The 13,091-nt window shown below is 55.2% G+C and carries 12 protein-coding genes, 2 rRNA genes and 1 riboswitch (1 of these 15 cut by a window edge); of the genes, 11 read left to right on the top strand and 3 right to left on the bottom strand.

Annotated features, from left to right (window positions below; all coding sequences use genetic code 11):
- Positions 1 to 23 precede the first annotated feature (23 nt).
- From AC0L7R_RS06200 to AC0L7R_RS06185, 4 genes are read left to right on the top strand one after another with little or no spacing between them, the layout of a single operon-like run.
- Positions 24 to 812, top strand: a complete 789-nt coding sequence (locus AC0L7R_RS06200; protein WP_473660367.1) for an ATP-binding cassette domain-containing protein — start codon at positions 24 to 26, stop codon at positions 810 to 812.
- A complete protein-coding gene (locus AC0L7R_RS06195) occupies positions 812 to 1,570 on the top strand; it encodes an ABC transporter permease (protein ID WP_348108807.1) in 759 nt (252 codons plus the stop codon). Before AC0L7R_RS06200 ends, AC0L7R_RS06195 begins: the two co-directional genes overlap by 1 nt.
- A 54-nt stretch (positions 1,571 to 1,624) precedes the next feature.
- Complete coding sequence (locus AC0L7R_RS06190; protein ID WP_473659620.1) at positions 1,625 to 2,407, top strand: HAD-IIB family hydrolase; 783 nt, start codon at positions 1,625 to 1,627, stop codon at positions 2,405 to 2,407.
- Positions 2,408 to 2,421: 14 nt separating this feature from the next.
- Positions 2,422 to 3,642, top strand: coding sequence for a glycosyltransferase family protein (locus tag AC0L7R_RS06185; RefSeq protein WP_473659619.1), 1,221 nt, complete (start codon positions 2,422 to 2,424; stop codon positions 3,640 to 3,642).
- Position 3,643: 1 nt separating this feature from the next.
- On the opposite strand, the gene AC0L7R_RS06180 is transcribed toward AC0L7R_RS06185, so the two are convergent.
- Complete coding sequence (locus AC0L7R_RS06180) at positions 3,644 to 5,392, bottom strand: alpha-amylase family glycosyl hydrolase (protein WP_473659617.1); 1,749 nt, start codon at positions 5,390 to 5,392, stop codon at positions 3,644 to 3,646.
- Positions 5,393 to 5,602: 210 nt separating this feature from the next.
- A riboswitch (TPP riboswitch) is annotated at positions 5,603 to 5,691 on the top strand.
- A gap of 45 nt (positions 5,692 to 5,736) precedes the next feature.
- On the opposite strand from AC0L7R_RS06180, the gene thiM reads away from it, so the two are divergent.
- Genes thiM through AC0L7R_RS06145 form a run of 7 tightly spaced genes read left to right on the top strand, consistent with a single transcriptional unit; the run spans position 5,737 to position 11,031 of the window.
- Positions 5,737 to 6,513 carry a hydroxyethylthiazole kinase gene (gene thiM / locus AC0L7R_RS06175; RefSeq protein ID WP_473659615.1) on the top strand — a complete coding sequence of 259 codons (777 nt, stop codon included), beginning with the start codon at positions 5,737 to 5,739 and terminating at the stop codon, positions 6,511 to 6,513.
- Complete coding sequence (thiE, locus tag AC0L7R_RS06170) at positions 6,510 to 7,142, top strand: thiamine phosphate synthase (RefSeq protein WP_473659614.1); 633 nt, start codon at positions 6,510 to 6,512, stop codon at positions 7,140 to 7,142. Before thiM ends, thiE begins: the two co-directional genes overlap by 4 nt.
- Complete coding sequence (gene thiD, locus AC0L7R_RS06165; protein WP_473659612.1) at positions 7,139 to 7,957, top strand: bifunctional hydroxymethylpyrimidine kinase/phosphomethylpyrimidine kinase; 819 nt, start codon at positions 7,139 to 7,141, stop codon at positions 7,955 to 7,957. Before thiE ends, thiD begins: the two co-directional genes overlap by 4 nt.
- Positions 7,954 to 8,892, top strand: a complete 939-nt coding sequence (locus tag AC0L7R_RS06160; protein WP_473659611.1) for an ABC transporter substrate-binding protein — start codon at positions 7,954 to 7,956, stop codon at positions 8,890 to 8,892. Before thiD ends, AC0L7R_RS06160 begins: the two co-directional genes overlap by 4 nt.
- The gene (gene tenA, locus AC0L7R_RS06155; RefSeq protein WP_473659609.1) at positions 8,889 to 9,575 is read left to right on the top strand and encodes a thiaminase II; all 687 of its coding nucleotides are present in this window, start codon (positions 8,889 to 8,891) and stop codon (positions 9,573 to 9,575) included. The genes AC0L7R_RS06160 and tenA overlap by 4 nt, the downstream gene beginning before the upstream one ends.
- Entirely contained in the window at positions 9,572 to 10,297 is a 726-nt protein-coding gene (locus AC0L7R_RS06150; protein ID WP_473659607.1) for an ATP-binding cassette domain-containing protein, read from the top strand. Before tenA ends, AC0L7R_RS06150 begins: the two co-directional genes overlap by 4 nt.
- Complete coding sequence (locus AC0L7R_RS06145) at positions 10,294 to 11,031, top strand: ABC transporter permease subunit (RefSeq protein WP_473659606.1); 738 nt, start codon at positions 10,294 to 10,296, stop codon at positions 11,029 to 11,031. Before AC0L7R_RS06150 ends, AC0L7R_RS06145 begins: the two co-directional genes overlap by 4 nt.
- A 602-nt stretch (positions 11,032 to 11,633) precedes the next feature.
- Here AC0L7R_RS06145 and rrf read toward each other — a convergent pair.
- Together rrf and AC0L7R_RS06135 are read right to left on the bottom strand one after the other, a co-directional pair.
- A 5S ribosomal RNA gene (gene rrf / locus AC0L7R_RS06140) occupies positions 11,634 to 11,748 on the bottom strand.
- A 101-nt stretch (positions 11,749 to 11,849) separates the two neighbouring features.
- Positions 11,850 to 13,091: ribosomal RNA gene (locus tag AC0L7R_RS06135) — 23S ribosomal RNA — on the bottom strand (it continues 1,598 nt past the right edge of the window).

Here is a 13,091-nt window from a genome sequence, read left to right as displayed (position 1 = left end):
CCCATCTACCAAAGGCTGTTACAATCGAAAACCTTATCGAAATCAAAGGCGTAACCCACGCATACGCCACGGACAGCGGCCCTCTTCCCGTGCTAAACGGTTTAGATGTCGCTGTCCCGACGGGCACTTTTGCCGCTGTTGTCGGCCCATCTGGTTGTGGCAAATCTACGCTGACCCGATTGGTTGCAGGGCTGTTGAAGCCTGACGAAGGCGAAGTGTGGCTGCACGGCGAACGCGTCAAAGGCCCGCGCAATACCGTTGGCATGGCGTTTCAAAATCCAGTGCTGCTGGAATGGCGGACGATCCTTGATAACATCATTCTGCCGCTTGAAATCGTCGCCCCCCGCATGTCCCGTAAAGACCGCGTCGCGCGCGCGATGGACCTGCTCGATATGGTTGGACTGACGGGATTTGGCGACAAACGTCCGTCTGAATTATCCGGCGGGATGCGCCAACGTGCGTCGCTGTGTCGATCCATCGTACACAAGCCGGATGTGCTGATTATGGACGAACCATTCGGGGCGCTGGACGCGTTTACCCGCGAAGATCTGTGGCAAACAATGCGTGATCTGCGCCGCGCTGAGCCGTTTACGGCCGTTCTGATTACCCATGATCTGCGTGAAAGCGTCTACCTAGGCGATCAGGTCATCGTTCTATCGGGTCGCCCCGCGAAAACCCAGTTTGTGATGGACATCGACCTGCCCGAAGATCGCGGACTCGATATGCTGTACACACCAAAGGTCGCGGACATGCTGCATGTGCTGCGCGATCAAATCAAAATCGCGCAAGGCCGCGACGCAGAGGTGCATTGATGCTGCGTAAGATTGCCGTTCCAGTCCTGGCCGTGTTGGTTTTCCTCGGACTTTGGGAAGCCTTGGTTTGGGTCAATGACTGGCCGAACTACAAAATGGCGTCTCCGTCCGATTTGCCGCCAGCATTCTGGAAATACAAAGAGCTATTCTTCACGATGGGCTGGCAAACGCTTTGGCGGACGGTCGCGGGGCTGTTGCTGGCGGTCATTTTCGGCACGGCCCTAGGCATGATCATTGGCTTTTCGAAGATCGCGCGCGATGCGCTGTACCCGCTTTTGGTCGGCTTCAACGCAATCCCGAAAGCCACATTGGTGCCCGTGATTTCCTTGATTTTCATCGGACAGCACGATTTCAATACGGTGCTGATGGCCTTCATGATTTCGTTCTTCCCGATCGCGGTGTCTGTGGGGATCGGCCTATCGACGCTTGAACCGGAATACCGCGATATTTTGCGTGCCCTCGGTGCGTCCCGCTTCACGATCTTCCAGAAGATCGCATTGCCCAAAACGCTGCCTGAATTCTTTGGTGCGCTGAAAGTCTCGGCTACATTGGCCTTTATCGGCACTAATCTGGTCGAAATAGTCAGCCCGCATGGCAAAGGTTTGGGCGCTTTGTTCAAGTCCGGCGAAACCAACGGCGACTACCCCTTGATGTTTGCGGTTCTGATCGCTTTGGCCTTTCTCGGGATCGTTTTGTACTATGCCGTCATCGTCCTTGAACGTTATTTTGCAGGCTGGGCAGAACGGGAGGCGAGCTGATCAAATTCGCCTCTACATCGCGAACATCTGCCCCTGAATTTGGGGGATTCTGATATGGCTAACCGCTTGCCCTTGATGGTTTTTACCGACCTGGACGGGACGTTGATTGATCACGACACATATGCCTGGACGCCAGCGCAACCTGCCTTGTCAGTCCTTGCAAACATCGGCGCAGCGGTCATTTTAGCCAGCAGCAAAACAGCTGCCGAGGTTAGCGTGCTCCGCACTGATCTTGGGTTAGATCAATGGCCCGCGATTGTCGAAAACGGCGCGGGACTGCTGCCCGCCGAGGCGACCGAGGTCGGCAAAACCGGGACTTACCCCCAGCTGAGGAGCGCGATTGACGACGTCCCCGCAGAGTTGCGCGCGCAGTTTGTTGGTTTTGGCGATATGTCCGCAATACAGGTTTCAGACATCACAGGTCTGCCGGATGACGACGCAAAACTGGCGCAGCAGCGGGCGTTTTCTGAACCGGGCCAATGGCGTGGCAACGACGCGCAGAAGACCCGTTTCATTGACCATCTGAAAGACCACGGGATCATTGCCCAACAAGGCGGTCGTTTCTTGACCCTGTCTTTTGGTGGCAACAAAGCCATTAAGATGCGCGACATCATGCAAACATACGCGCCCCAACACACCATCGCGTTGGGTGATGCCCCGAATGACGTACAAATGCTGACGACCGCAGACTACGGTGTCGTGGTCGCAAACCCGCACCGTGCGCCACTGCCCGCCTTGGCGGGGGAGACCGAAGGCCGGATCATACGAACAAGCGCTGCGGGGCCCATCGGCTGGAACGCGGCCATTATTGAATTGCTCGACCGACTAAAACTGTAAAAGGACCATCCATCATGGCTGACTTTCATCAAAACGGAAACATCACGACGCTACACAACCTGCGCACACGATCGACCGACGAGATGGAGCACGAACTGGATGTCTTTTCGCAGACCCGTAAGATTTCGCTGATCCTGCCGTGCCTGTATTCGGAACTTGAACGTGAAGCGATGCCGAACATTCTGTCCGAGCTGTCACAAGTCAAATACCTGCATCGGATCATCGTCGGTCTGGACGCGGCGGACGAAGCGCAATTCCGTCACGCCAAGTCGTTCTTTGAGGGCCTAAACCAAGATCACATCGTCATTTGGAACGACAGCCCACGGATGTTGGCGCTTGGTGCGCGACTGGAGGCGATGGGTCTTGCTCCGTCCGAGAAAGGTAAGGGCAAAAACGTTTGGGCCAGTTTGGGTTATCTGCTGGGCTGTGCCGATAGCGACGTCATGGCGATCCATGATTGCGATATTCTGACCTACGAAAAAGATATGCTCGCCCGCTTGGTTTACCCGGTCGTGAACCCGAACTTCCCGTATCAGGTCGCCAAAGGATATTACCCCCGTATCGGTGGCGATCAGCTAAACGGACGTGTGACGCGCCTGCTGGTTAGCCCGTTGTTGATCGCGCTGAAGCGGGTCATTGGGGACCGCGATTACATCGATTACCTGCGCAGTTTCCGGTACCCATTGTCCGGCGAATTTGCGATGCGGACCTCGATTTTGCCTGACCTGCGTATCCCGTCTGACTGGGGCCTCGAGATTGGGGTTCTGTCAGAGGCATGGCGTAACCTTGCGCCAAAAGCGGTGTGTCAGGTCGAAATCTCGGATGCTTATGATCATAAACATCAAGAGCTTAGCATTGATGAAGCCAGCGCCGGTCTGAACCGGATGTCCACGGACATTTGCAAAGCTGTCTTTCGCAAGCTCGCCGCTGATGGTACTGTGTTTACCGCCAATGTGTTCCGGACGCTGAAAGCGACCTATTATCGCTGCGCGCTTGATTTGCTGGAATCTTATTACAACGATGCCAAGATGAACGGGCTGTCGATTGATCGCCATGCGGAAGAAAGATCAATCGAATTGTTTGCTGAAAACATTATGCGCGCAGGGCACGTCTTCTTGGAAAACCCGCACGAGACACCATTTATCCCGACATGGAACCGGGTTCACGCGGCCGATCCGTTGTTCTTGGCAGACATGAACGCCGCAGCACTTGCGGATGTTGCAGAGTTTCAGTGACTTAACCGCGGTTGCTGATCCAACGACATTGGTAGGGGGCAAGCGTCAGGCCCCCTGCATCCATGTCGACCGGATCGCCGCTAAGCAGATCTATCCAAGGCTCATCGTCGATCAGGTTCATGGACATATGATCCACGCGCACGGTTTCAGCGCTGACGTTATGGAGTGCAAAAATGGATTGGTGCCGGTCCAAACTTTGCCGCCAAACCCCGAACACGCGGTTATCCAGCGGCATCGTGAATTGCGTCGCATTTGGATGAAATGCCGGTTGCGCGGCCCTGATCCGTAAGCGTTCGGTCAATGCGCCTAAAACACGCGCCTGCGGCGTTTCAGGATCATCTAACAGGTCATTTAATGTCGGATAATCCCACCGATGGCGGTTGATCGCACGGTTCATGCCGCGCCTTTCCACCTGTGCGTGATCGTTTGGTGTCGCAAGCATTGAATGGATATAGAATGCAGGGATCCCTTCAAGTGACATGACGATGGTCTGCGAACAGACATACCGGTCGAAGTGATGATCGTCTTGCCCCGTGAAGGTTTGCGACGTGGCATCGTAGAACGTCGTGTTGATTTCGTAGGGCGCCTGCCCCCCGTCAGGCAGGGCACGCATCGACACAAGACCGCCAATGTCTTTGATTGTGTCGATCATTTTGGCCTGCTCGACAGCGGGCAAAATACCCTCTACGGGGCGCATGCCGATGCCGTCGTGGCTGGCCGTAAAATTGAGATAGGCGCAGCCAAATTGCGCAGGCGGCATCCCGCTTTGCCAGCGACGCAAATAATGCGCAGACCCCGACATCATCGCATGCAGGATCAATGGCGGCAGGGGAAAGTTGTAGATCGCGTGGGCTTCGTTCCGGTTGCCGAAATAGCTTAGGTTTTCGGCTTTTGGGACGTTGGTTTCCGTCAGCAATATGATTGTTTCAGCAGCAAAATCGCATAACACCCGCATCAATTGCACAATAGCGTGGGTTTGCGGCAGGTGGATGGATGGCGTCCCGATTTCTTTCCAAAGAAAGGCAACCGCATCGAGCCGCACAATGCGCACCCCGTTATCCACATGCAGGCGAATGATGCGCAGGAATTCCAGCAGCACCTCTGGATTGCGAAAGTCGAGGTCGATCTGATCATGGCTGAACGTGCACCAGACGTGGCGCGGACCGTTCGCGGTTTCGACCTTTTGCAAAAGCGGCGTGGTCCGCGGACGCACGACTTCGTTCAAATCATCGTCTGGCGAGGCTTCAAAAAAGAACTGATCGTAGGGTTCTTGTCCTTGCAAGTAACTGTTGAACCACGTGCCTTGGCTAGAAACATGGTTCAGCACCAGATCCGACATCAGATGAAAGTCGTCCCCGATCCGGTTGATATCGGCCCAGTCACCGAGCTGCGTATCAACGGACCGGAAGTCGGATACCGCAAAACCATCATCAGACGTGTAGGGAAAAAACGGTAGGATATGGACACCGTTCACCGCGCCTTTCAGACGACGCAGCAAGAAATCATGAAGCAAATCCAGCGGCTTGTGTGCCCCGTCCAGTATTGAATTCCCGTAGGTAATCAACACCGCATCATGTTCGGTCCACAGATCATTGCTCGGCGTTCGGCCATGTTTGCGTGGTTTGGTCCCATCTGGCCAAAAAGCGTCTACGATTTGACTAAGAAGGATATCCGCGTCGATGTCCGGATAGACCTGCGCGATAAGTGGCAATAATTGCGTGCGAAGCGTCTTTTTCTTTGAAGTGTCCATAGGGTCAGAAAAACAGAGTTATCGCTAAGATCAAGCCGTTGCACGCAGTCGGCGGATATTCAGGTCAGGTTCGACATGCAAGCATCGCACTCGCTTCGCATTTCTTCGAAAACGCCTACTTATTGGGCAATAAGAATTCTGTGGGCCTCTGCATCAGACAACCCATGGGGCAATTTTTTCGTTTGACCCGCCTGTCCCGTGCATTTACGCAAACCGTACCAGGGGCGCCGAAAGGCTGAGACGTACCCTTTGAACCTGAACCAGATAATGCTGGCGGAGGGAGGTAGTGCGTTCCGGGCTTTGCGCGAGCGTCGTCTCTTTTTTCCGCTGAAAAAGGAGACATCATGGCCCCGCAACACCTTTTGGCAACGCTTCGTGAACAGAACCCGTTGGTGCAATGCATCACGAACTACGTCGCGATGAACGTGGCCGCGAACGTTGTTCTCGCGGCCGGTGCTTCGCCCGCAATGGTTCATGCATCTGAAGAAATTGCAGAATTCACCCCGATTTGTGGCGCGCTGACGATCAATATCGGCACGTTGTCCGCCCCATGGGCCGCGAGCATGTTGGCAGCCGCAAACGCGGCGAATGACAAAAACATCCCGTGGGTGTTGGACCCTGTTGCACATTTCATATCGACTTATCGCAAGGGCGTCGCTCAGGATTTATTGGCGTTGCGTCCCACGATCCTACGCGGCAATGCGTCCGAGATTTTAGCGATGGCAGGTGCGGCGGGTGCCGGTAAAGGTGCCGATAGCGGCGACAGCGTGGATGCTGCAGAAGATGCTGCACGCGCAATCGCCAAGGCACACGGCAGTGTGATTGCGGTCACCGGACCGGTCGATTTTGTGACAGATGGAACCCAATCAGCAAAGGTCACTGGCGGGTCTGACATCATGCCGATGGTAACCGCGTTGGGGTGCGCGCAAACAGCGTTGATGGGCGCCTATGCCGCCACTGGCCCCGCTTTTGACGCTGCCCTTGCGACGCTGGCGCACTACAAAGTCGCAGGAACAATGGCCGCGCAGCAGGCAAAGGGCCCCGGCAGTTTTCAGATGCATTTCCTTGATGCGCTAAGCGCCGTGCAGCCGGACGATCTGCCCAACGTGATCCAGTCATGACCCGCCTGCGCCAACAATTGCGACTGTATCTGGTGACAGACACAGCACTGTGCCGCGGTCATGGGCTGGTCGAAACAGTCCAAGAGGCGGTCGCGGGCGGCGTCACAATGGTGCAACTGCGTGCCAAGGACGCCAGCACCCGCGAACGGGTCGACATGGCCCGCGCGATCAAGGCCGCACTTGTCGGCACCGGTGTTCCGGTCATCGTCAATGATGATCTGGACGCCGCGATCAAGGCCGATGCTTGCGGTGCGCATATCGGTCAAAGTGATCTGGCTCCGGCAGACGCACGCGGGATATTGGGCCCCGACAAAATCTTGGGATTGTCATGCGAAACAGCTGCAACTGTCCAAGCAGCCGACCCTGATATCGTAGATTACCTTGGGATCGGGCCGGTATTCGGCACGGCAACAAAGCAAGATCACGAGGCGCCGATCGGTTTTGCTGGTTTGGCAGAATTGGCCGCTTTGACGTCGCTGCCGACCGTCGCGATCGGGGGCCTGAAAGCCAAGCATCAAGCGGACGTATTGGCATCCGGCGTTGATGGCCTCGCTGTCGTGTCCGCCATTTGCGGGCAAGTCGACCCGAAGTCAGCCGCCGAGTTATTCTTTCAGGAGCCCGTCCAATGATCCCGAACGTTCTAAGCATTGCGGGGTCTGACCCGTCTGGCGGCGCGGGCATTCAAGCCGATCTGAAAGCCATATCCGCCAATGGCGCATTTGCGATGGCGGCGATCACCGCGCTCACCGCGCAAAACACGCAGGGCGTTAGCGGTGTTCATTTGGTGCCGCCAGCGTTCGTGCGCGACCAGATCAACGCAGTTTTTGATGATATCCGTGTCGATGCCGTAAAGGTCGGGATGATCGCAAATGCCGATATTGCACAAGCGGTTGCCGATACACTGGCTGACCGCGACGCCCCTATCATCCTTGATCCGGTTATGATCGCAAAAGGCGGCGCGTCCCTTTTGGACCCCGATGCGATTGCCGTGGTGCGCGATGCGCTGTTGCCCATCGCAAACATACTAACCCCAAACCTGCCGGAAGCAGCCCAACTGTTGGACATGCCGGTAGCGCAAGCACGTGATGAGATGGCAGATCAGGGTCGCATGCTTTGTGCGCTTGGAGCAGACGCGGTGTTGATGAAAGGCGGACATCTGCCGGATGCCGATAGTCCTGATTGTCTGGTCACCGCGAACAACATCACTTGGTTCGAGGGCGCGCGCACCGCTACCCGCAATACACATGGGACCGGATGCACCCTGTCATCAGCGCTGGCTGCACAACTGGCCAAGACCGGCGACGTTCGTGCCGCTGTTGCCGCAGCCAAATCTTATGTGTCCCACGCAATCGCCCTCGCCGATCAGCTTTCCGTTGGATCAGGGCACGGGCCAACCCACCATTTCGCAGAACTGTATCGCGCATCAAAGGAACCGCTTTCATGAAAACCACATTGCTGGCCTCGGCCTTTTCCGTGTTTGCAGCGCCACTTTGGGCGCAAGATCAAATGACGCTTTTACTGGATTGGTTCGTTAATCCCGACCACGGGCCAGTCATCATCGCGCAAGAGAAGGGCTATTTCGCAGACGTTGATCTCGACGTTGACGTGATCGCCCCTGCGGACCCTTCGGACCCGCCCAAAATGGTCGCAGCGGGGCGCGCTGATTTGGCGATTTCCTATCAACCCCAACTACATCTTCAAATCCACGAAGGCCTGCCTTTGCAACGGGTCGGCACATTGATCGCGACGCCGCTGAACTGCTTGTTAACCCGCGCTGATGGCCCCATCGCGTCTCCCGCCGACCTGAAGGGCCGTAAAGTCGGGTTTTCAGTGGGCGGCGTTGAGGAAGCCGTTTTGGGGCACGTGTTGAACACGCACGGGCTGACGTTGGATGATGTTGAATTGATCAACGTAAATTGGTCGTTGTCGCCTTCGTTGATGTCCGGTCAGGTCGACGCCGTTATCGGTGCATTCCGAAATTTCGAACTGAACCAAATGGATATCGCAGGCGTGCCGGGGCATTGTTTCTACGTCGAGGAAGAAGGGCTGCCAGCCTACGATGAACTGATCTACGTCGCCAATTCCGAAACCATGGACACCGATATGATCATGCGTTTTCTCGCGGCGACGGAAAAGGCAACACAGTACATCGTCAATCACCCAGAAGAGGCGTGGCAGATTTTTGCAAACACAGCGCCAGAACTGCAGGATGAGCTTAACGCACGTGCGTGGGTAGACACCCTGCCCCGATTTGCATTGCGCCCGACGGCGATGGATGCAGGCCGTTATGAAACGTTCGAAGCGTTTTTACACGACGCGGGCCTGATACCAGAGGTCCATCCCGTATCGAAAATCGCCATTGATGTGACGTCGCAATGAACGATCAGTCTTACGGTCAAACCTTCGCGCAATGGCGCGCCGGTTGCCCCACTGCATGGCAGGCCTACACCCACCATGCCTTCGTTGAAGGACTTAGTGATGGAACTTTGCCGCGTGCGGCCTTCATCCATTACCTCATCCAGGACTATGTTTTCTTGGTCCATTTCGCGCGGGCGTGGTCCTTGGCGGTGGTGAAAGCTGAAACGCTTACGGAAATGAAGACATGCGCCACAACCGTCGATGCATTGGTCAATCACGAGATGGCCCTGCACGTCGCAACATGTGCTGCCGAAGGCATCGACGAGCAAACCTTGTTCACCGCAACCGAAGAATTCGAAAACCTCGCTTACACGCGGTACGTCATGGACGCTGGGCTGCAGGGTGATTTTCTCGACTTGATGGCAGCACTCGCGCCTTGTTGCTTTGGCTATGGCGAAATCGGGTTACGATTGGAAACGTCAGCGGCCAAAGACACGCCCTACCGCGACTGGATCACGACCTATGCGGACAATGATTACCAGACCGTGATGTCCGACGTCGGGCGCATGATCGACCAAGCTGTTGTGCGTAGGTTGGGGGATCGGCCGTTTACTGCCGCGCGTTGGCCACACCTTCAAGACCGGTTCACAACGGCCACGCGACTAGAAGCCGCTTTTTGGGACATGGGGCTAAAAGGCGCGTGATGGCAGCCCCTGCCATTCACGTCACTGGCCAGTACGACATCGCTGGCCAACGCATTTTTGGCCCCATTGATCTGACGCTGCACGCGGGACAATGGACCTGTCTTTTGGGGCAATCCGGAGTGGGTAAATCCACGTTGCTGAGGCTGATTGCAGGGCTGGATTGCGTTGGTGCATTTTCCGGGACCATCACGACCACTGACGGCGCAACACATGACGGTCGGATCAGCCTGATGGCGCAATCGGATCTGTTACTACCTTGGCTCAGCGTCTTGGAAAATATAGTCATCGGCAACCGCCTACGCGGCACTGAGCCGGATTTCGCACGCGCCGAAGAACTTATCGCCAAAGTCGGGCTAACGGCATATCGCAACGAAAAACCCGCCGCATTATCAGGTGGAATGCGCCAACGCGCGGCATTGGCACGCACCTTGATGGAAGATCGGCCCGTTGCGCTTCTGGACGAACCGTTTTCAGCACTAGATGCAGGCACGCGTGCTGACATGCAGGATCTGGCAGCTGACGTTTTAAAAGGAAAAACAGTGTTGTTGGTGACGCACGATCCCGCCGAGGCCGTGCGGTTGGGACATCAGATTATCGTTCTGACACCTGAGGCGGCAATTCAATGGCAACCACCCACAACAGAACCGATCCGCGACCAATACGCTGCGGAAACAACGGCGTGCCAAGCAGCGCTTCTTGATCACCTGAGGCGCGGCAAATGATCAAATTAGCGTATATTATGACCCCTGTTCTGTTCGGAATGTCCCTTTGGCAAGGCGTAGTTTGGCTAACCGACGTTCCCCAGTTCATTCTTCCATCGCCATGGCGCGTCGCGCAAACAGCATGGGAATATCGCGGTTTGATCCTGGAAAATGCCTTGGTCACTGGGACCGAAGTTGTCTTGGGACTTGTCCTTGGCACAATCCTTGGCGCATTCACTGCGATTCTATTAGCGAGTTTTCAAAGGCTTCACCGTTTGGTCATGCCATTGCTTATCCTTACGCAAGCGATCCCGGTTTTCGCACTCGCCCCGATCCTGACGCTCTGGCTGGGATACGGGATCGCATCGAAGGTTATGATGGCGCTGCTGATCATTTTCTTTCCTGTCACCAGCGCATTTTTTGACGGCTTAAGTCGCATCCCAAGCGGCTTTGCAGATTTGGCGCAGACAATGGGCGGGACGAAATGGCAGATCATGCGGCACATCAGAATACCGCATGCAATCCCTTCTCTGGGAACTGGACTGAAACTTGCGGCCGTTTATTCTCCCATCGGCGCCGTAATCGGGGAATGGGTCGGCGCATCGCAGGGGCTCGGGTACCTGATGCTGCTGGCGAATGGGCGAGCGAAGACCGATTTAATGTTCGCGAGCTTGCTGTGTCTTTGCCTCTTGGCGACACTCCTCTATTCTGCGGTTTCACTTGTATCGGATGGATTAAGCCGTGACGAACGCTGAAATCTCGGTAGTGCTTCAACGGAGATAATCGACGGATCCATATATGTAGTCCGTCGTATTCGCAGCGGCAGCATCAGAGCTGACGCTCCGATTATGCCTTCACGAGTCAAATTTCCTAACGTACTGTCGCCAACCACGATCTCGAACGAGCGATCTATCTTTGAGGGTTTGCCAAGTCGATTTTTTGCGTCAGTCGACATCCACATACATCTCGCTGGCCGTTAGTCGCGCCGCTTGTTTTACCTATTATTTATTCGTGAGATTTTTGGATTAATCGTCGAGAGATGCGGGTGGCTTCTTATTGGATTTGGCAGTGACTTACTCTCCCACGCCTTAAGACGCAGTACTATCCGCCGACCGACAGGCGTTTGCTTGCCAAACGCCGTAAGGGGGCGCAGCGGCACTTAACTGCCGAGTTCGGGATGTGATCGGGTGTTTTGTCCCTTTCAAAAAACCACTGTGTTTTTTGAAGGCGTAGGAAGGTTACTTTGCTTGCAAAGTGACAGCTACTCAGACGTTATGACCACTGTCGTGTTTTCGAGTTTGATTGTTGGATTGGTATTTTTATCGTTGAGAGATACTTTTTTGACGTTGCTCATTAGATTTGGCAGTGACTTACTCTCCCACGCCTTAAGACGCAGTACCATCAGCGCAGCGGCACTTAACTGCCGAGTTCGGGATGGGATCGGGTGTTTTGCTCGCGCTATGACCACCAAATCAAATGAACAACGTCAGAGAGTTCCAAGTCGCGTACGACTGCATGGTTGTGTGTGTATGTATCATGATTTTAATTCAGTAAAGTCAGACTATTACTGGATCAAATCAAGCCTATCGGACCATTAGTACCAGTCAACTGAACGCATTGCTGCGCTTACATCTCTGGCCTATCGACGAGGTGGTCTACCTCGGTCCTCAGGGATACCTTGTTTTGAGGGGGGCTTCCCGCTTAGATGCCTTCAGCGGTTATCCTGTCCGATCATAGCTACCCTGCACTGCCGTTGGCACGACAACAGGTCCACCAGTGGATCGTTCACCCCGGTCCTCTCGTACTAGGGGCAACTCCTCTCAAGTATCCTACACCCACGGAAGATAGGGACCGAACTGTCTCACGACGTTCTAAACCCAGCTCACGTACCTCTTTAAACGGCGAACAGCCGTACCCTTGGGACCTGCTCCAGCCCCAGGATGAGATGAGCCGACATCGAGGTGCCAAACGGTGCCGTCGATATGGACTCTTGGGCACCATCAGCCTGTTATCCCCAGCGTACCTTTTATCCGTTGAGCGATGGCCCTTCCACTCGGGACCACCGGATCACTATGGCCGTCTTTCGACTCTGCTCGACTTGTCAGTCTCGCAGTCAGGCTGGCTTCTGCCATTGCACTCAACGAGCGATTTCCGACCGCTCTGAGCCAACCTTCGCGCGCCTCCGTTACAATTTGGGAGGCGACCGCCCCAGTCAAACTACCCACCACGCAGGGTCCCGGATCCGGATAACGGACCGCGGTTAGACATCAAACAGAATAAGGGTGGTATCTCAAGGGAGGCTCCACCGAGACTAGCGTCCCGGTTTCAAAGCCTACCACCTATCCTGCACATACTGTGTCTGATGCCAATGCGAAGCTATAGTAAAGGTGCATGGGGTCTTTCCGTCTAACCGCGGGGAGCCTGCATCTTGACAGGCAATTCAATTTCGCTGAGTCCACATTTGAGACAGCGGGGAAGTCGTTACGCCATTCGTGCAGGTCGGAACTTACCCGACAAGGAATTTCGCTACCTTAGGACCGTTATAGTTACGGCCGCCGTTTACCTGGGCTTCAATTCGGAGCTTGCACTCCTCCTTTTAACCTTCAGGCACCGGGCAGGCGTCAGACCCTATACGTCGTCTTGCGACTTCGCAGAGCCCTGTGTTTTTAGTAAACAGTCGCCACCCCCTGGTTTGTGCCCCCGGCAAAAACTTGCGTTCTCACCGGGCCTCCTTCTCGCGAACTTACGGAGGTATTTTGCCGAGTTCCTTAAATGTGGTTCTCTCAAGCGCCTTGGTATTCTCTACCAGTCCACC

It is taken from the genome of Yoonia sp. D2-7 (genome assembly GCF_055809435.1).
Note: the sequence above shows the minus strand (reverse complement) of the source record. Positions and strands in the feature narration are given on the sequence as shown.